The organism is uncultured Flavobacterium sp., from assembly GCF_963975005.1.
Taxonomy (GTDB): domain Bacteria; phylum Bacteroidota; class Bacteroidia; order Flavobacteriales; family Flavobacteriaceae; genus Flavobacterium.
Genome location: NZ_CAXBFR010000022.1, coordinates 1 through 24,209, shown reverse-complemented (window position 1 = coordinate 24,209; position 24,209 = coordinate 1). Strand labels below are relative to the sequence as shown.

The 24,209-nt window shown below is 31.4% G+C and carries 20 protein-coding genes; 12 read left to right on the top strand and 8 right to left on the bottom strand.

Features of this window, described 5'->3' with window-relative positions; translation table 11 throughout:
- Window positions 1-100 precede the first annotated feature (100 nt).
- On the bottom strand, window positions 101-3,301 hold the full coding sequence (locus tag AACZ53_RS04535) for a reprolysin-like metallopeptidase (protein WP_339835139.1): 3,201 nt from the start codon (window positions 3,299-3,301) through the stop codon (window positions 101-103).
- Window positions 3,302-3,563: 262 nt separating this feature from the next.
- On the opposite strand from AACZ53_RS04535, the gene AACZ53_RS04530 reads away from it, so the two are divergent.
- The 6 genes from AACZ53_RS04530 (at window position 3,564) to AACZ53_RS04505 (ending at window position 9,130) form a co-directional block, all read left to right on the top strand.
- The gene (locus tag AACZ53_RS04530) at window positions 3,564-4,826 is read left to right on the top strand and encodes a dicarboxylate/amino acid:cation symporter (protein ID WP_339835138.1); all 1,263 of its coding nucleotides are present in this window, start codon (window positions 3,564-3,566) and stop codon (window positions 4,824-4,826) included.
- A 1-nt stretch (window position 4,827) separates the two neighbouring features.
- Window positions 4,828-5,520, top strand: a complete 693-nt coding sequence (locus AACZ53_RS04525; RefSeq protein ID WP_339835137.1) for a VTT domain-containing protein — start codon at window positions 4,828-4,830, stop codon at window positions 5,518-5,520.
- On the top strand, window positions 5,520-6,632 hold the full coding sequence (locus tag AACZ53_RS04520) for an FAD-dependent oxidoreductase (protein WP_339835135.1): 1,113 nt from the start codon (window positions 5,520-5,522) through the stop codon (window positions 6,630-6,632). The genes AACZ53_RS04525 and AACZ53_RS04520 overlap by 1 nt, the downstream gene beginning before the upstream one ends.
- A gap of 4 nt (window positions 6,633-6,636) precedes the next feature.
- Entirely contained in the window at window positions 6,637-7,314 is a 678-nt protein-coding gene (mtgA, locus tag AACZ53_RS04515) for a monofunctional biosynthetic peptidoglycan transglycosylase (protein ID WP_339835133.1), read from the top strand.
- 107 nt (window positions 7,315-7,421) lie between these two features.
- Window positions 7,422-8,213, top strand: coding sequence for a T9SS type A sorting domain-containing protein (locus AACZ53_RS04510; protein ID WP_339835132.1), 792 nt, complete (start codon window positions 7,422-7,424; stop codon window positions 8,211-8,213).
- 116 nt (window positions 8,214-8,329) lie between these two features.
- Window positions 8,330-9,130, top strand: a complete 801-nt coding sequence (locus AACZ53_RS04505; RefSeq protein WP_339835131.1) for a TIGR00266 family protein — start codon at window positions 8,330-8,332, stop codon at window positions 9,128-9,130.
- Between the two features lie 75 nt (window positions 9,131-9,205).
- Here the strand turns inward: AACZ53_RS04505 and AACZ53_RS04500 are convergent, their stop codons facing one another.
- The 7 genes from AACZ53_RS04500 to AACZ53_RS04470 form a co-directional block, all read right to left on the bottom strand.
- Window positions 9,206-11,326: a prolyl oligopeptidase family serine peptidase gene (locus AACZ53_RS04500; protein WP_339835130.1), complete on the bottom strand. Its 2,121-nt coding sequence runs from the start codon at window positions 11,324-11,326 to the stop codon at window positions 9,206-9,208.
- A 53-nt stretch (window positions 11,327-11,379) separates the two neighbouring features.
- Window positions 11,380-13,584: a TonB-dependent receptor gene (locus AACZ53_RS04495; protein ID WP_339835129.1), complete on the bottom strand. Its 2,205-nt coding sequence runs from the start codon at window positions 13,582-13,584 to the stop codon at window positions 11,380-11,382.
- Window positions 13,585-13,808: 224 nt separating this feature from the next.
- Window positions 13,809-14,114 (bottom strand): hypothetical protein, encoded by a 306-nt coding sequence (locus tag AACZ53_RS04490; RefSeq protein WP_339835128.1) that lies wholly within the window; start codon window positions 14,112-14,114, stop codon window positions 13,809-13,811.
- 160 nt (window positions 14,115-14,274) lie between these two features.
- Entirely contained in the window at window positions 14,275-15,264 is a 990-nt protein-coding gene (locus AACZ53_RS04485) for an aspartate-semialdehyde dehydrogenase (RefSeq protein WP_339835126.1), read from the bottom strand.
- Window positions 15,265-15,421: 157 nt separating this feature from the next.
- On the bottom strand, window positions 15,422-15,823 hold the full coding sequence (mscL, locus tag AACZ53_RS04480; RefSeq protein ID WP_339835125.1) for a large conductance mechanosensitive channel protein MscL: 402 nt from the start codon (window positions 15,821-15,823) through the stop codon (window positions 15,422-15,424).
- A 72-nt stretch (window positions 15,824-15,895) separates the two neighbouring features.
- Window positions 15,896-18,337 (bottom strand): bifunctional UDP-N-acetylmuramoyl-tripeptide:D-alanyl-D-alanine ligase/alanine racemase, encoded by a 2,442-nt coding sequence (locus AACZ53_RS04475; protein WP_339835123.1) that lies wholly within the window; start codon window positions 18,335-18,337, stop codon window positions 15,896-15,898.
- Window position 18,338: 1 nt separating this feature from the next.
- On the bottom strand, window positions 18,339-18,932 hold the full coding sequence (locus AACZ53_RS04470; RefSeq protein WP_026716602.1) for a thymidine kinase: 594 nt from the start codon (window positions 18,930-18,932) through the stop codon (window positions 18,339-18,341).
- A gap of 103 nt (window positions 18,933-19,035) precedes the next feature.
- Between AACZ53_RS04470 and AACZ53_RS04465 the strand changes: the two genes are divergently transcribed.
- From AACZ53_RS04465 to recJ, 6 genes are all read left to right on the top strand, one after another.
- Window positions 19,036-20,115 (top strand): hypothetical protein, encoded by a 1,080-nt coding sequence (locus tag AACZ53_RS04465; RefSeq protein WP_339835122.1) that lies wholly within the window; start codon window positions 19,036-19,038, stop codon window positions 20,113-20,115.
- Window positions 20,115-20,489: a DoxX family protein gene (locus AACZ53_RS04460; RefSeq protein ID WP_339835121.1), complete on the top strand. Its 375-nt coding sequence runs from the start codon at window positions 20,115-20,117 to the stop codon at window positions 20,487-20,489. The genes AACZ53_RS04465 and AACZ53_RS04460 overlap by 1 nt, the downstream gene beginning before the upstream one ends.
- Window positions 20,490-20,491: 2 nt before the next feature.
- On the top strand, window positions 20,492-21,175 hold the full coding sequence (gene rsmI / locus AACZ53_RS04455; protein WP_339835120.1) for a 16S rRNA (cytidine(1402)-2'-O)-methyltransferase: 684 nt from the start codon (window positions 20,492-20,494) through the stop codon (window positions 21,173-21,175).
- Window positions 21,176-21,492: 317 nt separating this feature from the next.
- Window positions 21,493-21,918, top strand: a complete 426-nt coding sequence (locus tag AACZ53_RS04450; RefSeq protein ID WP_339835119.1) for an OsmC family protein — start codon at window positions 21,493-21,495, stop codon at window positions 21,916-21,918.
- A gap of 3 nt (window positions 21,919-21,921) precedes the next feature.
- A complete protein-coding gene (locus AACZ53_RS04445; RefSeq protein ID WP_339835117.1) occupies window positions 21,922-22,263 on the top strand; it encodes a HopJ type III effector protein in 342 nt (113 codons plus the stop codon).
- A gap of 101 nt (window positions 22,264-22,364) precedes the next feature.
- Window positions 22,365-24,062 (top strand): single-stranded-DNA-specific exonuclease RecJ, encoded by a 1,698-nt coding sequence (recJ, locus tag AACZ53_RS04440; protein ID WP_339835115.1) that lies wholly within the window; start codon window positions 22,365-22,367, stop codon window positions 24,060-24,062.
- The last annotated feature ends 147 nt before the right edge of the window (window positions 24,063-24,209 follow it).

Below are 24,209 nucleotides of genomic sequence, written 5' to 3'. Positions count from 1 at the left end.
TAAAAAATTCTAAAATTTGAATTGATAAAATTACATAAATAAAGAGAATAAAAAAAGGTCTTCTTTTTGAGAAGACCTTTTAATAATTAATAAAATATTATTATTGTCTGATAAATCGTTTTACAATTTTAGAATTGTTAAAGTTAATTTCTAACATATAAGTTCCGACAGGTAAATTAGAAACATCTAAGCTGTTGTTTCTAACTTCTCCATTATAAACTGTTTGTCCTTGCATGTTGTATATTTTAACCGATGTATTATCAGTAACATTTGAAATGTTTAAAACTGAACTTGTTGGATTTGGATATAATTTAATGTCAACTATGTTATTTTCAGTTGTACTTGAAACTATTTCTTTTCCTGTTCCACTAATTATGATTGTATAATCTTCAACTTGTCCATAAGAAAAGGATTCACATGAAGTTGGAACACCATTATATTTCATAGCAACTCTCATCCTAGTTGAACCACTTAAAGCAGTAGTTGGAATTGTAAATGAACCACTCACAGGAGTTGTAGTTGAAGCTGTTTTTGTCCAAACAGTTTCTCCGGCATCACCAAAGTCACCATCTTGATTGTAATCAACAAATACAGCATAGCCTTCACTATATTTAGTGCTTGTCCAAGAAGGTGTAATTGTTATTGTATATGCAGAGCTTTTGTTAACACTTGCAGAAAGTGAAGTAAAACTCTCATAACCAGCAGTTCCAGTTGATGTATTGTTAATTGTACCAAAAACTACTTTTCCGATTTTTTCATCTGCTGTACTATTTCCTTGTGAAGCACAATAAGTTAAAGCATTTGAAAGAGTTGTTACTGAAGCCACATTGCTAGTAGCAGAAGTGTTTCCGGCTGCATCTTTAGCTTTTACAGAAAAAGTATAAGATGTTGAAGCTACTAAACCTGTTATGCTAGCCGAAGTTCCTGCTACGTTTCCTAATAAACTTGCACCACTATAAATATCATATCCAGTTACACCAACATTGTCAGTAGAAGCAGTCCAATTTAAAGTTGTTGTTGTTTGAGTAGTTCCAGAAGCAGTTAAACTTGTTGGAGTTGATGGAGCTGTTGTGTCTCCAGTGTTTGCTAAAGTTGTAATTGATACAGTATTACTTGAAACAGAAATATTACCAGCTGCGTCTTTTGCTTTTACAGAAAAAGTGTAAGCAGTTGAAGCTGTTAAGCCCGTTAGAGCATAAGTAGTTGAATTTGTCGAGCCTAATAAAACAGCTCCTTTGTAAACATCGTATCCAGTTACACCTACATTATCAGTTGCTCCAGACCAGCTTAAGTTTGTGGTAGTTTGTGTAGTTCCAGAAGCTGATGCTGTTGGTGCTGTTGGTGCTGTTGTGTCGTTAGTTGATCCAGCAGTAATTGTAAAGTTAGCATTAGAAACATCAAAGAAAATATGATTAGTTCCTTTAACCATAATTCTGTTTTGAGTTCCAGCAGTATTTGGAATTGTTACAGCTTGTGAACCATCATTTGGAGTTGAAGCTAATAAAGTTGACCAAGTGTTTCCTGCATTTGTTGAGATTAGAATATCAACATTAGCACAATTAACACCATTTGCAGTCGTTCCTGCAACAGCCCAAGTAACTGTTTGTGTGCTTCCACCTACATAAGAAACAGCAGTGTTCGGAGAACTTACAGTAAAAGGACCAGCAGTTGCATTAACTGTAACTTTCATGTCATCACTATTGTTTCCTGAACCACCAGCTCTATTATCTCTTACTGTTAATCTAAAATTTAATATTCTTGCTACAGAAGATAATGCTTCAACTGTTAGTTCTGATCCAGCAGTTGTAGTAGCTCCTGTTAATACAGAAGACATCTTTGGAAAATATCTTGTTGATGAAGTTGTAGCGGTATAAGATCTAAAGTTTACTCCAGTAGTTTTTGTTGCACTTGGCACAGCTGCTGTAGTTTGAGAATCCATTTGCTCCCAATTGTATGTTAAAGAATCTCCGTTTGCATCTGTTCCAACTCCTGTTAACATAAAAGGTGTGCTTTTTGGAATGGTATAATCTAATCCTGCACTTGCCGTTGGAATTGCATTTCCAGTATTGGTAGAAACCGGACAAGTTTTAGCTTTAATATTGTTTGTAACTTGTTGAATACTTACAGCATGAAAATAAGCATCAGAATGAGGTTGAACATCTAAAGAAGTTATACCAGCGTAACCCATAATTGTTGAACCTGAACCCGGTTCCATTTGAACTCCTGATCCTTCGTTACTATGTGTAAAAGTATGATTTGCTCCAAATTGATGTCCCAATTCATGAGCTACATAGTCTACATCAAAATTATCACCACTTGGAACACCATCCGCTGGAGAAGTGTAGCCACTTCCTTTACTTCCGTTTACACAAACACAACCAATACAGCCTGCATTTCCACCACCACCACTTGCGCCAAATAAATGACCTACATCATAATTTGCTTCTCCTATAACAGAAGTTAAAGTTGATTGTAATTGAGTATTCCAATTTGCCATGCTACTTGATACTGAATAAGGATCTGTTGAGGCATTTGTATATATGACCGCATCATTATTAGCAATTAAAACCATTCTTGTAGAAAAATCTTTTTCAAAAATAGCATTTACTCTTGTCATTGTGTTATTAATTGCTGCTAATGCTAAAGCTTTTGTGCCTCCAAAATAGGTAGTATATTCACCTGTAACTGACATAGCTAATCTGAAAGTTCTTAGTTTTGCATCATCAGCATTTGGTCTTAGTAAACTTGAATCAATTTCTGGTGCTATTTCATCTATCATTGAACACTCAAAAGCTGTGAATGCTTGCTTTTTATCTGATTTTTTATAAACAGAATATGTATTTAAATCTTGTGAATAAGGTTCAATAAAAACCGGAGATTTATCTGCATATAAAGTCATAGATTTAAATCCAAGAGGCGAAATGCTAAAATAAACTGAAGTTGAAGGATTGTCAATGCCAATTCCAATATATGATTTTATTTCTGGATATTGAGTTGCAAGAGCAGGCTCCATAATTGAGTTTTCATAAATACCAAAACGCTCGAATTCACCATCGGCATTTGGCAAAGAGATGATAATATTTGATTTTATATCCAAATTATTCCTCTGAGGCGAGTGATCTACTAGATTTTTTAATTCATTTACGTTTAAATCGAAAAGATTTTTTTGAGGCAATTGCATTTTGCTTTCTAACAAAACTATATTGCTTTTTGTAGAAGAATTCCATAAGGAGTTTTTTTCTTGAGCGAAAGAAAAACTCACAACAGCCAACAAGGCTACCGAAAGTAATTTGTGTTTCATATAAATTATGAATTTGGGTTAATTAGATGTCAAATTTATTTGAAAGCAGTGTTTGTTTCACATCAAAAATCAAAAGATGTTAACAATATAGCAATATATACGGCATAACCGTAAAATATCCGTAAATTATTCACATTATAGTTGCAATATTACGAATAACCAAATCGTTTTTATTTAACACAAAGACAATAATTATATCCATTTAGCGAACATTTTAAAAAAATATAAGTATTTTCACGTTTTAAAATTAAAAAGAATAAAAATGAGGAAATTAGCTTTGCATTGGCAGATTTTGATTGGAATGGGTTTAGGGGTCTTATTTGCCTTTTTATTAGTACAATTTGACTGGGGAAAGCAATTTATTGTCGATTGGATAAAACCTTTTGGTAACATTTTTATCAATTTATTAAAACTAATTGCTGTTCCTTTAATCTTAGGATCTTTAATTAAAGGAGTTTCAGATTTAAAAGATATTTCTAAACTTTCTAAAATGGGAGGAAGAACTATTGGACTTTATGTAATCACAACTATTTTAGCTGTTTCCATCGGTTTGGCAATTGTAAATATTATTAAGCCTGGAGAATATATTTCAGAAGAAACACGAACTGAACTTTTAACCAATTTTGCAGGTGATGCAAATTCTAAAATTGAAGCTGCAAACAAACAAAATGAGGCTGGGCCTTTACAAGCATTAGAAGATATAGTGCCGGATAATATAATGAAAGCTACTACAGATAATGGAAACATGTTGCAAGTTATCTTTTTTGCAATCTTTTTCGGAGTTTGTATGATATTGATTCCAGAAAAAACTTCCAAACCAGTTAAAGATTTTTTTGATGGTTTTAATGAAATAATTCTCAAAATGATTGATTTAATTATGTTAGCAGCTCCTTTTGGAGTTTTCGCATTATTAGCATCATTAGTTGCAGAATCTCCAAGTTTAGATTTGTTTAAAGCTTTAGGAATGTATGGACTATCTGTGTTAATTGGGTTAGTTTTAATGATTGGAGTTTATATTTTAATCGTAAAAGTATTAGCAAGAAAAGATGCTTCCTTTTTCCTTAACGGAATTGCACCAGCACAATTATTAGCCTTTTCAACAAGTTCATCTGCAGCAACATTGCCAGTAACTATGGAAAGAGTAGTAGATAATCTAGGAGTTGACGATGAAGTAGCTAGTTTTGTATTACCAATAGGAGCTACAATAAATATGGACGGTACAAGTTTATATCAAGCAGTTGCAGCCGTTTTTATTGCACAAGCATTTGGAATGGATTTGTCACTTGGAGCTCAATTAGGAATTATTGTAACCGCAACTTTAGCTTCAATTGGAAGTGCAGCAGTTCCTGGTGCAGGAATGGTTATGTTAGTTATCGTTTTAGCACAAGCTGGAATTCCAGAAGCTGGTTTAGCACTAATATTTGCTATTGACAGGCCTTTGGATATGTGTAGGACTACTGTTAATGTTACTGGAGATGCGGCAGTTTCAATGGTTATAGCAAAATCTATTAACAAACTCGAATAAAATGAACGATTTCCACTGGACAAAACTTTTCAACCCTGAATTCTATATTACAATGGAAGTCGGTGGCGTGCCTATTGGAATTTATATGGTTTTATTCATAGTTTTTGCAGAAACAGGTTTGTTCGCAGGTTTCTTTTTACCAGGGGATAGTTTGTTGTTTCTTTCGGGAATTTATAGTAGAGAATTGGTAGAAACGTTCTTCTACATTCCAAGTGATTTTTCTAATGTCACTATTTTGGCTTTGTTAATTGCTGCTGCAGCAACTTTGGGAAATGTTTTTGGGTATTGGTTCGGTGCAAGAAGCGGTCAGTTTTTATACGCTAAAGAGGATAGTTTCTTTTTTAAAAAGAAATATTTATATCAATCGCAAGAATTTTTCGAAAAACACGGAGGAAAAGCCATAATTTTTGCTCGATTCCTACCTATAATAAGGACTTTTGTGCCTATTATTGCTGGGATTGTTCATATGGAAAAAGGTAGATTTATGTTTTATAATGTATTAAGTTCATTACTGTGGTCTTTCGTTTTAGTATTTGCAGGACATTATTTATATGATTTATTTTTATCCGAATTTAATATTGATTTAAAACAACATATTGAAAAAATAATTCTTATTCTTATTGCTGTTACTACTTTTCCTTTAGTAATGAAAGCTATAAAATCAAGAAAATCTAACACTAATCCTCCAGAATAATGCAACTAAGTTACTGGGAATTAAAAAACTGGTTCTCTAATATAGATTTCACTATCGTAGGAAGTGGAATCGTAGGTTTACATTGTGCGTTAGAATTAAGAGTAAAATTTCCAAAAGCAAAGATTTTAGTGCTCGAAAAAGGAATTTTACCGCAAGGAGCCAGTACAAAAAATGCTGGTTTTGCTTGTTTTGGAAGTATCTCAGAAATTATAGACGATTTAAAAACCCATTCCGAAGAAGAAGTCATTCAATTGGTTCAAAAACGAGTGCAAGGATTGCAATTACTGCGTAAACGATTAAGTGATGAGGTAATAGACTACAAACCTTATGGCGGTTATGAATTATTTTTTAAGGATGATGAAGCGTTTTACAAACAATGTTTACAACGATTACCTTTTATAAATGATATTTTAAAACCAATTTTTAAATCGGATGTTTTTGCAAAAGAAATGGATCGATTTAACTTTAAAGGGATTTTTGACTATCTAATTTTCAACCCTTTTGAAGGTCAAATTGATACTGGAAATATGATGCAAGCTTTGTTGAAACAAGCTATTTCAAATGATATTCTAATTCTGAATCAACAAGAAGTGACTTCATTTGACGATAATAATTCTTATGTAGAAGTTGTGACCAATGAAATTTCTTTTAAAACTAATAAACTACTTTTCGCTACAAACGGATTTGCTTCCCAACTCACAAACAACCAAGTAAAACCAGCTAGAGCTCAAGTATTAATTACAAAACCAATTGAGAATTTAGATATTAAAGGTACTTTTCATTTAGATCAAGGATATTATTACTTTAGAAACATCGGAAATAGAATTCTTTTTGGTGGTGGAAGAAATTTAGATTTCGAAACAGAAACTACTACCGAATTTAATCAAACGGAAATTATTCAAAATAAGTTGGAACAATTATTAAAAGATGTAATTTTACCCAATCAATCTTTTGAAATTGAACACCGTTGGAGTGGAGTTATGGGTGTTGGAAATCATAAAAAACCAATAGTTGAACAAATCTCACATAATGTTTATTGTGGTGTTCGTTTAGGAGGAATGGGTGTTGCCATTGGTAGCTTAATTGGTAAAGAATTAGCAGATTTAATTTAAAAATATGGTCAAAAAAATAAAACGAATTATTTGGAAAACCTTTCTATGGTTTAATGTTATAAGTATTCTTTTGGTATTACTTTATAAATTTGTACCAGTTCCTTTTACTCCTTTGATGGCAATGAGAGCTATTGAGCAAAAGATGGACGGAAAGGAAATGCGTTCCAGTCATGATTGGGTTTCTATTGAAGAGATTTCTCCCAATCTTCAAAAAGCAGTTATAGCTAGTGAAGACGGAAATTTCTTAACCCACAGTGGTTTTGATTTTAAAGCGATTCAAAAAGCATATGAAGGCAATCAAAAAGGCAAAAAAGTCAAAGGAGGAAGTACCATTTCGCAACAAACTGCCAAAAATGTTTTTCTTTGGCAAGGTAGAAGTTATTTGCGAAAAGGATTAGAAGCTTATTATACTGTTCTTATTGAATTAATTTGGAGCAAAGAACGTATTATGGAAGTCTATCTAAATAGTATTGAAATGGGTGATGGGGTTTATGGTGCTCAAGCCGCTTCGCAACATTGGTATCACAAAGAGGCTAAAAATTTATCAAGAGTAGAAGCAGCTGGAATTGCAGCTATTTTGCCTAATCCTCTTAAATTCAAACCTGTAAATTCATCTTCTTATATTAATAAAAGAAAAGCTAGAATCAGTAAATATATTGGTTACGTCTCTTTAGATTATTAAGCATTTAATCGACTTAATGTGTTAATGGTCTGGTTTGTGCCATTAAAAAGTATTACATTCAATTTTTTTAATACTTTTGTTTTTTAACTGACAAAATAAAAATATTAATGAAAAAAACGCTCCTTTTTTCTGCACTATTTGTTATGCAATTTCTTTTTGCTCAACAACAAATAGATTTAACTATAAAATATAGTGTTTCAAATTCTCGTTACGAAGTTTTTGCAAAACCTAATTTTACTCAAAATAATTTTACGTGGGGACCTTCTCAAATATCAATAGTTGTGCCTGCAAGTTTTCCTGATCAGTCTTTATTGATTACCGCTTTTGCTGGAGGATCTTGGGGTGATAATTCTAAAGTATATGCACCAACAGTTTCGCCAAATGTTGATTATCATGGAGTTTCGTCAAATGGGCAACAAACAAATCTAATAGCTAATCAAGAACTATTAGTTTTTTCTTTTCTTCCTCCTTCCGGAACATGTGTTGATGGATTGCGATTATTTATAAATAGTACTGATCCAAATTCCTCTCAACCAGGAATGGCTGGTGGAGATTTTCGTAATTCAATAGATAATGGAGCTTTAACGGATATTTATAATGCAAATTATAACAATAATGGTACTTCATGTACTTTGTCAAATGCAACTGTTGATTTGTCTGAATTAAATATTGTCACTTATCCTAATCCAGTAATTTCACAATTAACAATTTCAGGATTAACAACAGCATCAAACACCATAGAGATTTATGCTTATAATGGTAAATTATTAAAATCATTTAACACGAACGAATCAGAATTGAAATTAGATTTTTCTGCATATACTGATGGCGTTTATTTAATAAAAATTCAAAATGCTGATAATAATTTTACTATCAAAAAAATTATTAAACAACCATAAGTATTATAAATACATATTAAAAAAGGAGCTAAGTTTTTAGCTCCTTTTTTGTTATAGAAAGTTTAGGCGTAACATTTTTTAATCTAATTCGACTAATAAACAAAAACTTATTAGATATGCAAGCACATGAGATAGATTACCATATTTATGGAGAAGAAATGCAATACGTTGAAATAGAACTAGATCCGTCTGAAGTAGTAATTGCTGAAGCTGGAAGTTTTATGATGATGGATAACGGAATCAAAATGGAAACCATTTTTGGAGACGGAAGTAAACAAGAAGGTGGAATTTTTGGCAAACTATTATCAGCTGGAAAAAGAGTTTTAACGGGTGAAAGCCTATTCATGACAGCTTATCAAAACATAGAATACGGCAAGAAGAAAGTTTCTTTTGCTTCACCTTATCCAGGAAAAATTGTACCAATTGATTTAAATAAATATGGTGGAAAATTCGTTTGCCAAAAAGATGCATTTCTTTGTGCAGCAAAAGGAGTTGCTGTAGGAATTGATTTTTCTAGAAAGCTAGGAAGGGGTTTATTTGGCGGAGAAGGTTTCATCATGCAAAAACTAGAAGGAGATGGAATGGCATTTGTGCATGCAGGTGGAACTTTAGCAAGAAGAGAATTACAAGCTGGTGAAGTTTTAAAAGTGGATACAGGTTGTATAGTTGGTTTTACCAAAGACGTACAATACGATATTGAATTTGTAGGTGGAATTAAAAATACTATTTTCGGTGGAGAAGGAGTTTTTTTTGCAACCCTTCGTGGTCCAGGAGTGGCTTATATTCAATCGTTACCGTTTAGTAGATTAGCAGATAGAATCATTCAATCAGCACCACAAATGGGCGGAAAGGATAGAGGAGAAGGAAGCCTATTAGGTGGAATTGGAAACCTTTTGGATGGTGATAATAGGTTTTAAACCTTCAATTAAAAATATAAAAATCCCGTTTAGAAACTGTCTAAACGGGATTTTTGATTATAATTATCTAGAAAATTATTTCAATTCTCTTACACCCATATTATATAAAGTAAATGCTTGAATGTCTACTTGCTCATTTATAATAGCTTCAGTCGATTTTCCTGCACCGTGACCAGCATTTACATCAATACGAATTAAGGTTGGATTTGGTCCAGTTTGTTTAGCTTGTAATTCAGCTGCAAACTTGAAACTATGTGCCGGTACAACTCTATCATCATGATCACCAGTTGTTACCATTGTTGCTGGATATTTAGTACCTGCTTTAACATTGTGAACTGGAGAATAGCTTTTCAAGTAATTAAGCATTTCTTTAGAATCTTCAGCAGTTCCATAATCATAAGCCCATCCAGCTCCAGCTGTAAAGGTGTGATAACGTAACATATCCATTACTCCAACAGCAGGTAAAGCTACTTTCATTAAATCAGGTCTTTGTGTCATAGTAGCTCCAACTAACAAACCACCGTTTGACCCACCTTTTATCGCTAAATAATCAGATGAAGTATATTTTTCTTTTATTAAATATTCAGCAGCAGCAATGAAATCATCAAATACATTTTGCTTTTTCATTTGTGTTCCTGCATCGTGCCATTTTTTACCATACTCACCACCACCACGTAAATTCGCAACAGCGTAAACACCACCGTTTTCCATCCAAACTGCATTAGCAATACTAAAGCTTGGGGTCAAACTGATGTTAAATCCACCATAAGCATAAAGGATAGTTGGGTTTTTTCCATTCAATTCAGTTCCTTTTTTATAGGTAATAATCATTGGGATTTTTGTACCATCTTTCGAAGCATAGAAAACTTGTTTCGATTCATAATCTTCTGATTTGAAATCTACTTTTGGTTTTTCGTACACTTTAGAACTTCCAGTTTTTGGATCAAACGAATAAATAGTTCCTGGTGTTATATAATTGGTAAACGAATAGTAAAGTGTAGTATCTTCTTTTTTTCCGCCAAAACCACTAGCAGAACCTAATCCTGGTAGTTTAATGTCTCGAACTAATTTACCAGAATAATCATATTGCTTGATAAACGAAACAGCATCTTTTATATAATCTGCAAAAATATAACCACCACCAGTTGAAACTGAAAGGACATTTTCTGTTTCTGGAATAAAGTCTACCCAGTTTTCCATTTTCGCATTGGCTAAATCAAACGTAACTACTCTTTTATTCGGAGCATTAAAATCGGTTGATAAATAGAATTTTGTGCCCACATTATCCACAACATCATTATTATAATCAAAAGTGTTTACAATTTTTACAATGGGTCCGTTTTTGCTTAAATCTTTAATGTATAATTCATTTCCATTTGTTGCAACTGCTGCCGAAATAACTAAATAATTTTCATCATCTGTTACGCCACCTCCAACATATCTTCTTTTTTCGTTTAAACCAAAAACTACTTTGTCTTCTTTTTGAGAAGTATTCAATTTGTGAAAATATAGTTTGTGTTGGTCTGTTTTTGCAGAAAGTTCACTCCCTTTTGGTTTGTCATAACTTGAATAATAAAAACCTTCATTTTTGTACCAAGAAATACCACTGAATTTTACATCAACAATTGTATCACCAATGACTTCTTTGGTTATAGCATTTAGTATAATTACTTTTCTCCAATCACTTCCTCCTTCTGAAATTGCGTAAGCTACTAACGAACCATCTTTTGAGAAATCAATTCCTCCCAAAGAAGTCGTTCCATCTTTTGAAAAAGTATTAGGGTCTAAAAATATTTCTTGTTTACCGGTTGCATCTTTTCTATATAATACAAATTGATTTTGTAAACCATCATTTTTATAGAAATAGGTATAATCACCTTCTTTAAATGGAGCAGAAATTTTTTCATAATTCCATAGTTTTTCTAAACGTTCTTTAATTTGTTTTCTAAATGGAATTTTATCTAGATAACCAAAGGTGACTTCATTTTGTGCTTTTACCCAAGCTTTTGTTTCTTCACTATTATCATCTTCTAACCAACGATATTGATCTTGAATTGAATCACCAAAATAAACATCTAATGAGTCTACTTTTTTGGTTTCTGGATAATTTACGGTCATGTCTGCTTCTTGTTTTGGTTCGTCTTTGCACGAAAAAATGGTAAGTGCAATAAGAGCTATTGGTATGATTTTTTTCATGTGAAAATGTTTAGTTGTTTTACAAATTTAACAAATTGATTATTAAAGCTTTGTTAAATCTTGAAATTCATTCCAAATAGTATATTTCTACCCATATTTGGAATGCCATCCGCTTTTAATCTTGATAAATGATTGATGTAAGTTTTGTTTAAGAGGTTGTTGGCGTTCAAATTAATGTCAACGGATGATTTTCCTAACTTAATTGTACCACCAAATCCAAGATTTATCAATGTGTAATCATTTGTATTAGTTTCAAATGAACTGATGTTGTTTTGAGCTAATGTATGATTCACTTGCAATGAAGCAAAGCCTTTTCTTAACCAATTTTGAATATTAAATTCACCACGAATATTGTTTTTCCATTGGTTTGCTGGAATTAAAGGTAAATAAGCATCATTACTCTGTTTACCAGTAACTGACTCAAAACTACTAGTAAAATGCAACCAATCAAATGGATGTGGATGAAAGTGAATTCCGGTTTCGCCACCAAATAAATAGGCGTTGCTTTGCACATAATCAAACACAAAATTGTCTTCTAAAACTTCACCAGTTGGAGAAATGAAAATATAATTATTGATATGATTATAAAAACCATTTGCAAACACTTCAAAATGTTCGATTTTGTATTCTAAATTCAAATCCACTTGAAAATTTTGTTCGTTTTTTAAATTAGAATTTCCAATTTCATAACGATTACTTCCTTCATGAACTCCATTTGAAGTTAATTCCGATAAATTTGGAGCTCTAAATCCAGAAGCAATATTAATTCTTGATGTGAATTTTGATGTCCAATTGGTTTTGTATCCTAAAGCAGCATTAAAACTTTGAAATTTTTTATTGATTGCTTCAAAATAACCTTCTTCTCCAGCTTCTCCATGAGTTTCTGTTTCTATTTTTCTATTGTCAAAACGAATTCCAGCAATTAAAGCATGTTGATTTTTTTCGTAATTAAATGTTGCAAAAGCTCCAATATCATTGGTTATTGCATTCGGAATTAATAATTTTTCTCCAAAATTTTCATTGGTTTGATGCATTCCTTGAACTCCAACAATAGTTTCAATGTTTTTTATTTTAGGTAAATAATATTTTACATTGTAATTAGCGGTTTTTAACTTCATGTAAAGCGCAATTTCGTCTGCAGCTTCTAATTCCTTTCTGTTGTTGTAACTATACCCTAAATCAGCTTCTAATTTCGAATCTTTGAAATAGACTTTTTGGTTTAAACTCAAGATATGATTGTCAATTTCTTGTTTTGGAAATAATGGATTTCGATTTCCTTCATTAGTCAAATCTTCTTCAGGTAAACCTAAATCTAAATTGTTGTAATTGTATCGAAAATCAGTTGAAAAATCAGAATTTGAATAACCAATTCCAGTTTTAAAATCTTTTTCAATCGAACGTGTATTTACAACTTTATCACCAGAAGGAATTTTATAATCTTCATGTGAAGTGTAATTTCCTCTTGCTAAAAATTTCCAATTACTTGGTGAAGTTTTAACTCCAAAAGAAGTTGATGTTCCGTTAGTGTTCGAATAAAATTGTTGAACAATGTTCGCTTTTGTTTCACCAATTGGAGCAAATTTTTCTGGATTGAAATAGATAACTCCACCAATAGCATCTGAACCATATAACAAGGAAGCTGGGCCTTTGATGACTTCTACACTTTCAATTCCGTTGGCATTTAGACCTAAACCATGTTCTTCTCCAAATTGTTGGTTCTCTAATCGAACTCCTTGTGTGTAAACTAAAACACGACTGCTACTCAAACCACGAATTACAGGTTTTCCTATGGAATTTCCTGTTGAAATATTCGAAATTCCTGGAATTGTAGTTAAACCATCAATTAATGAAGAAGCACCGTTTTTTTGCATTTCTTCCGTTGTTTTATGTTCCACTTTCATCACAGTTTGCGATTGGGCTTTGTTGAAAATAGCAGAAACTACAACTTCATCTAAATGTTGTTCTTTTTCAATTAGAATAACTGATAAATTGGTTTTATCATCAGTAATAATTTGTGTGATGGTTTTTTGTTCATAACCTAGTAAGTAAAAAGCTATGTCAATCTTTCCTTTTGGAATATCTTTTAATTCGAAATTTCCATTTTCGTCTGATTGAGTGTATAAGTTGGTTCCAATGATTTGAATCGTAACGTTCTCAAGATTGGATTTGTCTTCAGCTTTAATGTTTCCTTTAATATTGTTTTGACTGAAAGCTATAGTTGATAAAAATGTAAATAATAGTATATATAAATGTTTCATTATGAGTTTTTAAATGATAAATAAGTGTTTTGTATTCTGATATTTAAATCATAATACAAAAGTAATTTGATTGATTATAAAATAATAAATAAAAGGAGTTCTAGCCACAGATTCACAGATTTTAAATTTATCATTAATGAGTAAATTCATAAAAAGTGTAAGTCAATATAAATTGTAAACTAATTCAAAAAATAATCAGTGAATCAGTGGCTAAAAAAAAAATATTAAATAAAACTCGGTGGTCCTCTTAAAGAATAAAGACTTCCGCTAAATGCAATTATATTTTCTGGAATTGAAAATAAGTACCTTACATTTTGATAAAAAGGAATAAATTGAAACGTAAAAATTTCAGGTGAAAGAAAAGCAGCAAATTTAAAATCACAAACTGGACAATTTTCTTTCTCAGAAACTTTATAAACTAAATTTTTCTCAGATTTTGAATGCGAATGGTTATGATCAAATTTATCATTAACAGAATGAGAAAAAGCATGCAAAGATTGATAGCATACAGCAAATAGTACTGCGAGCATCAAACTTAAATTAATAAAGTGCAATTTTTTCTTCATTAATACAAATGTACTTATTTTTAAATATCAAAAATAGAAAAACCACAAATTAACTAATTTTTAGGTTTTCCTAACAGTCAATTTATGGTTTTTAGTATGTATAAGTTACTGTTTGTCTTAGTATTTATACTAATTTATTGGCCACTAAATATTCAGCAATTTGAATCGTGTTTGTCGCAGCTCCTTTTCTTAAATTATCAGCTACAATCCACATGTTTAAGGTGTTTGGCTGGCTTTCATCTCTACGAATTCTACCTACAAAAACATCGTCTTTTCCTTGTGCATACAAAGGCATTGGATAGGTAAAAGTGTCTAAATTATCTTGAACTGTAATTCCTGCAGTATTGTGTAGTATTTGACGAATATCGCTAACTTCAAAATCATTTTCAAACTCAACATTTACAGCTTCACTATGTCCACCAACGATAGGTACACGAACTGCAGTTGCAGTAACCGCAATAGTTTTATCGTTTAATATTTTTTGAGTTTCACGAACTAATTTCATTTCCTCTTTAGTGTAGCCGTTTTCTTCAAAAACATCACATTGAGGTATAGCATTACTGTGAATTTGGTACTTATAAGCCATTTCACCTTTTGTACCAGCATATTCGTTTTCTAATTGTTCCACAGCTTTTACACCAGTTCCAGTAATAGATTGGTAAGTAGAAACAATAACACGTTTGATTTTATATTTATCATGCAAAGGAGCTAAAGCCAATACCATTTGAATAGTTGAGCAATTAGGGTTTGCAATAATTTTATCTTCTTTAGTTAAAGTAGAAGCATTAATTTCTGGAACAATTAGTTTTTTAGTCTGATCCATTCTCCAGGCAGAAGAATTGTCAATTACAGTTGTACCAACTGCAGCAAATTTTGGTGCCCAAGCTAATGAAGTCTCTCCACCAGCAGAAAACAGTGCAATATCTGGTTTCATTTCAACGGCAGTTTGTAAATTTACTACTGTGTATTTTTCGCCTTTATACTCTATTTCTTTTCCAACAGATTTTTCTGAAGCAACAGGAATCAATTCCGATATAGGAAAATTTCTTTCTGCTAAAACTTGTAACATTACTTCGCCAACCATTCCGGTTGCACCTACTACAGCTATTTTCATTATACTATAAATTTAAGTAGTGCAAAAGTAGTTAATAAAACAATGTGTTATAATTGATTTAAAAAATTTCACAAAACTTTATAAAATAAGATTATTTGTAAAAATAAAACCCCGAAAACAAGTTCAGGGTTTTATTATAATATATAATGTAGGGTATTTATTTTTTCAATAAATCTCTAATTTCAGCTAATAAATCTTCTTGTGTTGGACCTGTTGGAGCGGGAGCGGGAGCAGGTTTTTTCATTTTGGTATAAGCTTTTACAAGCATGAACATAACAAATCCTACAATAATTAAATTAACAATTGTGTTAATCCAAGCACCATAACGAACTGCGTTCTCAGGAGATGTTTCTACTCTGTCAGCTCCAATAACAGCAGGAGATAAAACAGTTTTTAAGTCAGCAAAGTCAACACCACCAGCAAAATGACCTACTAAAGGCATAACGATATCGTTTACAAATCCATTTACAACGAGACCAACAGCTCCAGCCATAATTACAGCAACAGCAAACTCAATTACGTTTCCTGTCATGATAAAATTCTTAAATTCTTTTAACATAATGATTAAATTTTAAATTAGTTTTGGTTAAAAATCTAATTACGAATGTATTAAAAAATTTTAACGTTTTTTTTAGTTTTTATAAAAAACCCGCTTTACTCTTTGTGAAATACCGACGAAAACCTCATATGGTATGGTGAACGACATTTTGGCTATCTCATTTACGTGTGGTTTTTCACCAAGAATGATAACTTCGTCACCAGCATTGCAATTAATTTGGGTTACATCGACCATTAACATATCCATGCAAATGTTACCTAAAATTGTAGCTTTTTGGTTATTTATTAGAACATATCCTTTCTCATTTCCCCATAATCTGCTTATTCCATCTGCATAACCAATTGGAATTGTTGCCACTTGCATTTTGCTTTTCACCATGAATTTTCGGCTATAACCAATACTGTCATTTGGTTCAACAGTTCTTATTTGAGAAATAATACTTTTTAAAGTACTAACATTTAGAAGTTTTTTGGTTTCTTCTTCAGAATTTCCTACGCCATAAAGACCAATTCCTAATCTTACCATTTCCATTTGATAATCGGTATAATTAAAAATTCCTGATGTGTTCAATATATGTCGAAAAGGTTTGTGTGTTAAATTTGAAGTTATTTTATCATAAAACTGACTAAATAAATTAATTTGATTTAACGTAAAATCTTTTAAGCTGCTATCATCACTCGCTGCCAAGTGAGAAAATATAGATTTTATAAAAACAAAGTTATTGTTTTTAAGTAAATTTCCCAGTTCATCTAAATCATTTGCCTGAAAACCTAAACGATGCATTCCGGTATCCATTTTTAAATGAATTGGATAAGAAGAAATATTACGTTGTTGGGCTGTTTTTAAAAAAGCATTTAATCCAGTTATAGAATATATTTCAGGTTCTAAATCGTATGCAATCATAGCATTAAAACTACTATTTTCCGGATTTAAAACCATAATTGGAAGTGTAATTCCAGCTTTTCTTAATTCGATTCCTTCATCCGCAAAGGCTACTCCTAAATAATCAACAGTATGATGTTGTAAAAGTTTTGCAATTTCATAACCACCATTTCCATAGCCAAAAGCCTTAACCATAACCATAACTTTGGTCTCGGGTTTTAATTTTGATTTATAAAAATTTAGGTTATAACTTATGGCATCCAAATTGACTTCTAAAACAGTTTCATGATTTTTCTCTTCTAAAATCACAACAATTTCTTCAAAATCAAAACTACGAGCACCTTTAATTAAAATAGTTTCGTTTTCAAATGAGTTTAAATTGAATTGCTGTAAAAAATCTGGTGTTGAAGAAAAAGAAATAATGTTTGGAATGTCTTTTAAGTAATTACCTATAGTATCACCAATAGTAATCAATCGGTCAATTTTGTTGTGTTGAATTAAGGTCGTTACTTTTTCATACAACTCGTTTAAAGGCAAGCCGCTTTGAAAAATATCGGAAAGAATTAATGTTTTCTTTTGATGTAATTTTTGTTGCTCTAGAAAGTCTAAAGCCATTTTTAACGATTGATAATCAGAAGAATAGGAATCATCTATCAAAGAACAATTATTTGTTCCTTTTTTAACTTGTAAACGTAATTCTACAGGATAAAGGTTTTTTATGCGTTCTGCAATTACATTTGTATCATATTTAAAATATAATAAAGTACAAATACAAGTCATAGCGTTTGACAAAGAAGCTTCATCTTGAAAAGGAATTTCTACTTCGAAAGATGTATTTTTATATAACACAGAAAGCAAACTAAATCCATGTTTTAAAAGACTTTTTTCTACAAAAACTGTGGCATTTTTATTTGTAAAACTCCAAGTTATTGTTTTTGAAACTATAAATTTCTCAATAGATTCGTTTTTCTGAAGAATTACAATTTCTGAATCTTTAAATAATTTAACTTTCTCCTGAATCTTTTCAGTAACTGAAGAAAAACCCTCATCATGAGTTGTGCCTAAATGCGTAAAAACCCCAATTTTAGGTTGAATAATTTTTCGAAGATTTTCCATTTCGTTACAAGTCGAAATTCCAGCTTCAAAAATTCCTAAATTATGGTTTTCATTGCTTCCAAAAATAGATAAAGGAACACCAACTTGTGAATTATAACTTTTTGGACTTCTTGCAATAATAAAATCTGGACTTAACAAAAAGTTAAGCCATTCTTTTACAATCGTTTTTCCGTTGCTTCCAGTAATTCCAATTGTTGGAAAATCAAATAAATTCCGATAGCAAATGGCTGCTGCTTGTAAGGCTTTTAGAGTGTTTTTTACAACAATAAAAGTAGCTTTATTTTTTACGTTTTCCGGAATTGATTCAACAACAAAAAAGCCAACTCCTTTTTCAATTAATTTTTCAATGTATTGATGCGCATCGTGATTATGCCCTTTTAAGGCAAAAAAAAGTGTTCCTTGATTATTTTGCAAGGAACGACTATCAATAGAAATGTTTTCGATGGTAAATTCAGGTAAATTTTTAGCTGATTTTACATCGATAACCGGAATAATATTTTGTAGTGTAAAAGTCAAATTAATGATTTTCTTTGTTTTCCTTCATAGCTTTGTAGAAAGCAGCTCTGCTCAAAGGTTCATATTCTTCAGTTTCTCCTAACATAACTAATTTATCACTTTCAGATTTTCTAAAACTGTAGTTAGCTAAATTTCCTGTACGGGTACAAACGGCGTGAACTTTTGTTACATATTCTGCGGTTGCCATCAAAGCAGGCATAGGTCCAAACGGATTACCTTTAAAATCCATATCAAGTCCAGCTACAATAACACGAATGCCACTGTTAGCAAGATCATTGCAGATCGCTATAATTTCATCGTCAAAAAATTGAGCTTCATCAATACCAACTACATCACAACCTTGAGCCAAAATTCTAATGTTTTCGGCGGCAGGAACTGGTGTAGAACGAATCTCATTTGAATCATGGGAAACAACCATTTCTTCATGATAACGAGTATCTATTGCGGGCTTAAAAATTTCAACTTTTTGTTTGGCAAATTGGGCTCTTTTAAGACGTCTAATTAATTCTTCTGTTTTACCAGAGAACATAGAGCCACAAATTACTTCAATCCAACCAAATTGTTCTTGTTGATTTACGGTGTTTTCGAGAAACATTTTGTATATTTCGGACGATTAATACTAAATTCTTTTATTTTTGTAATCAGAAACAAATTTATCAAAAAAATCATCTATAAACTCTATTCTATTCTATAAAGTTATGAAGAAAAAGCTAGAAGGCGAATTAATAAGCATCGCACACCGAGTTTTAAAACTAAAAAATCGTTCAGAAACTGTGCTTTTACAGCGAGAAGCCAAAAAATTGTATGAACAATTAACGGTTTTGCGCTTTTATGAAGAAAATTTTGAAACCTTAAAAAATGATATTTCTAAAGAGCAATTAGAAGAAAAACTAGAGCAAATGACAATTATTGCTGCTGTTGAGACCACAGATTTAGAAGAAAAAGTAGCTGAAGTTGTTCAATCGGATGTAAATGAAGTCCCAATTATGGAGGAAGTTGAACAACCCATAGAAGTTCAAGCTGAAGAAATCGTGCCGGAAGAACCTGCAGAGGAAGAAATTGTGGTAGAAGAGGTTATTTCAGAAAAAGTTATTGAAGAAGCAGTTATTTCTGAAAATGTTATACCAGTTAAAGAAGATGTTTACGCAACCGCAGAAGACATCAATCGAATAGTTTCTGAAATGTCTAATAAAAAGAATGTTTCAGATAGTATTCCAGCAGCTACAGAAATCTTTGAAGCCAAAAAACCAAATACCTCTCAACAAATTGCTTTTGAAGATTTATTAGGGGAATCCTACAAAGATCCTGAATTTGTCAGAGTTGAAGATACTCCGAAAGAAGTGGAACAAGCAGCAGATTTAGTTTTTGAAAGAAAAGAAGAAATTCTAGAAGAAAAAAATGAAGTTGTAGAGAAAGCAGCTGATGTTATTCTTGAAAGAGCTAACGAATTACCAATTCCTGAGAAGAAAGAAGAATTTAGTTTTACTACTCAAAGTACAGATACAGATAAACCAGAGGTGAAATCGAAATCGTTAAACGATAGATTAACCAGTGGAATAAGTTTTGGATTAAATGATAGAATAGCTTTCGAGAAAAAATTATTTGGTGGAAGTGCTGATGATTTTAACCGTGTTGTTTCTCAATTAAACACTTTTGATTCTTTTGATGAAGCAAGCTCATTTATTATTGATTTTGTAAAACCAGATTATAAAAACTGGGAAGGGCAAGAAGAATTTGAAACACGTTTCTTAGAAATTGTAGAGAAAAAATTCAATTAATGAATAAATATATAAAAATTGCAAATTGGGTTTTTACGTCTCTTTTTTGTTTTATAATGTTGTATTCTGCATTTATTTATTTAACAAAATATGAAATGGTCAAAGGATTTTTCGAAACTTTAGGGTATCCAAGCTATTTAATTTACCCATTAGCCATTTTAAAAATACTTGGGGTAATAACGTTGCTTGCAAATTTTAATAAAACGCTTAAAGAATGGGCTTATTCAGCTTTTTTCTTTGAAGTTGTTTTAGCTTTTTTTGCGCATTACATGATAAAAGATGGTGGAGAAGGAACGGCTTTAGTAGCTTTGATTTTACTTGCTTTGTCATACTTCTTTTGGAAAAAAACGAATTTTAAATCGAATAAAGAATAAAAATGGGAAAATTATTCCTTGTTCCAACACCAATTGGTAATTTAGAAGACATGACTTTTAGAGCTATTAAAGTTTTAAAAGAAGTTGATTTAATTTTAGCAGAAGACACGCGTACTAGTGGTAAATTGTTGAAGCATTATGAAATTGCAACTCATATGCATAGCCATCACATGCACAACGAACACAAAACCGTTGAAAATATCATAAAACGATTAGAAGCTGGAGAAAACATTGCTTTAATTAGTGATGCAGGAACACCAGCTATTTCTGATCCTGGATTTTTATTAACGAGAGCTTGTGTAGAACATAAAATTGAAGTGGAATGTTTACCTGGAGCAACTGCTTTTGTACCGGCTTTGGTAAATAGTGGTTTACCGAATGATAAATTTGTTTTTGAAGGTTTTTTACCCGATAAAAAAGGAAGACAAACGCGTTTTTTAGCTTTAGAAAACGAAGTCAGAACTATGATTTTCTACGTTTCGCCTCATAAATTGAATAAAACTTTAGCTGATTTTGTGCAGTATTTTGGAGCAGAAAGACCTGTTTCTGTTTCGCGTGAATTATCAAAATTACATGAAGAAACCGTTAGAGGAACAGCCGAAGAAGTGTTAAAACATTTTGAAATCAAACCTGCAAAGGGAGAGATTGTTGTGGTTGTTGGTGGGTTAGTGAAAACTAAAGGATAGTGAGTTTTAAGAAAATAAGTATTCTAGTTTTTAGTTTAATAATCATTAATAGTTTTATTTATTTTGTTATTGTTGATTATATTCAAAAATCAATAAATAAACATACAGCTAACGCTGATTATTGTGCTATTGCATTGCTTTTTCTTGCTTTATTTTTTTGTTTAGTTTCAATAGTTTTATTTTTAAAAAACAAACGGAATGAAGTAGTTTATTTCTTATTTTTATTTGGGATAAACATAATTCTTTGGCTTCCAAAAATATTTAGTATTCAATGTAAAGGATGTTCAATAGCTTGATAATAAATTTTAAACAACAATATGTCAACACACAATACAACTACAACCTGGAAAGGAAAAATGCAATTCGAATCCACAAATCCTAGTGGAGAAACCTTATTAATTAACGCTGGGGAAGAAAATGGAGGCGAAGGACCAGGTTTTAGACCTAAAGCCTTAATGCTATCCTCTTTAGCAGGTTGTTCAGGTTTAGATGTCGCTTCATTAATTGGAAAAATGAAATTAGAAGTAGGCGATTTCAAAATTGAAACTATAGCAAATTTAACCGAAGAAGATCCTAAAGTATATGATGAAGTAATCATTGAGTATCATTTTTATGGTTCAAACTTGAATGAAGAACGCTTAAATAGAGCCGTGGATTTATCTGTTGAAAAATACTGTGGTGTTCTAGAAATGTTCAGACAGTTTGCAAAAGTTGAGGTAAAAACAATGTTTCATAAAATATAAATAATGACAGTTTTAGAGTTAATAGATAAAGTAAAACAACCTGAAATTCTAATTTTTTCAGACGTTTTAGAAACCATTGATGCTTCTTATAATTTTACACCCACAAAATTCACAAACGGAAGCGTTACAAATGAAGAAAATACAAATAATGGTTCTTGCAAAGTGTTTTCATTTGCGAAATTAAATGAATTAAAAGTTGCTGAAACTTTATTTTTATTCGGAGAACATTATCAAAAGGTAGTTGATACTCCTAAAGAAGAAGACCATCAAAATATTAGAAATTTCATCAAATTTGGCTGGGAAGGTATTCATTTTGAAAAGAATGCACTTCAAGAAAAAAAATAATTAGTTTTTGAGTCGAAATTATTTATACATTTGCCTTTCAATTATATACGCCATAACAACTGAATTCTAAATTCAGAATTCTAACTTCTAAATTATCTAAAATGAGATGGAACTTAAAATCTAAGCCAGAAAAACAAAAAGTTCAACAACTACAAAGTGAACTTCAAGTCGATGAAATTATTGCGACTTTATTAGTACAAAGAGGTATCGAAACCTTTGAACAAGCCAAAACTTTTTTCCGACCTTCTTTAGAAGATTTACACGATCCTTATTTAATGAAAGATATGGATTTGGCCGTAAATCGTATCGAAAAAGCCATTAAAAACGAAGAGAACATTTTAGTTTTTGGGGATTATGATGTCGATGGAACTACAGCGGTTTCTTTAGTTTCAAGTTATTTGAAAACCATTTACCCAAATATTGATACGTATATTCCAGATAGATATGATGAAGGTTACGGCATATCATACAAAGGAATTGATTATGCAGAAGACAACGGAATTTCATTAATTATTGCCTTAGATTGTGGAATAAAATCCATTGATCATGTTGATTATGCCAATAAAAAAGAAATTGATTTTATCATTTGCGACCATCATAGACCTGGAGAAACTTTACCAAAAGCCATTGCTGTTCTAGATCCAAAACGAGAAAATTGTTCCTATCCTTATGACGAATTATGTGGTTGTGGTGTTGGATTTAAATTAATTCAAGCTTTAGGGCAAAATAGAAATCAAACTATTCAAGACTTTTTACCTTATTTAGATTTAGTAGCCACTGCCATTGCTGCTGATATTGTTCCAATGACTGGTGAAAATCGTGTTTTGGCTAAATTTGGAATGGAAATTATCAATTCAAATCCAAGACCTGGAATCAAAGCTTTAATTCAAAATATAAAAAAACAAACGCTTACAATTACGGATGTTGTTTTTGTAGTTGCACCAAGAATTAATGCTGCAGGAAGAATCAAACATGGAAATTATGCAGTTCAATTATTAACGGAATTTAATTTAGAACAAGCGACAGAATTTGCGTCAGAAATAGAAGAATTTAATACAGATAGAAGAGGTTTAGACCAACAAATCACCAAAGAAGCTTTACTTCAAATTGAAAATAATCAAGAAGAAAATCGAGTTTCAACTGTAGTTTATCAAGAAGATTGGCACAAAGGTGTAATCGGAATTGTAGCTTCAAGATTAATTGAAAAATATTATCGTCCAACAGTAGTTTTTACAAAAAGTGGTGATAAATTAGCCGCTTCAGCTCGTTCTGTTAAAGATTTTGATGTGTATAATGCCTTAGAAGCTTGTTCGGAACATTTAGAACAATTTGGAGGACACATGTATGCTGCTGGAATGACGTTAAAAGAAGAAAACTACGATAATTTTAAAAACGCTTTTGAAAAAATAGTGCAAGAAACCATTCATCCTGATTTGTTAATTCCTGAAATTTCTATTGATGCTGAACTTGATTTCTCAGAAATTAATCCGAAATTTGTACGCATTTTAGAACAATTTGAACCTTTTGGACCAAAAAATATGCATCCTATTTTTCTAACTAAAAAGGTTATGGATTCTGGTCATGGAAAACCAATGGGAAAAGAAGATGAACATTTGCGCTTGTTTTTAAAACAACAAAATTCAGAAGGAATTGCAGCGATTGGTTTTGGTTTAGGAGATAAATTAGAATTGACTAAAAATTTTAACCCTTTTGATGCTGTCTATTCCATTGAAGAAAATGAATGGAACGGAAATGTAAGTTTACAATTAAGATTACGAGATTTAAGAATTTATAGTTAACTCAAAAGATTTCAGCTTTCACTGAAGATATTATGGCAAAAAAAGATCCTTACGCAGCTTTACGATATAAAGAATTTAATTTTTTCCTTTTCATGAGATTTGCTATGGTTTTTGCTTGGTCTATGCAATTCGTACTTATTGAATGGG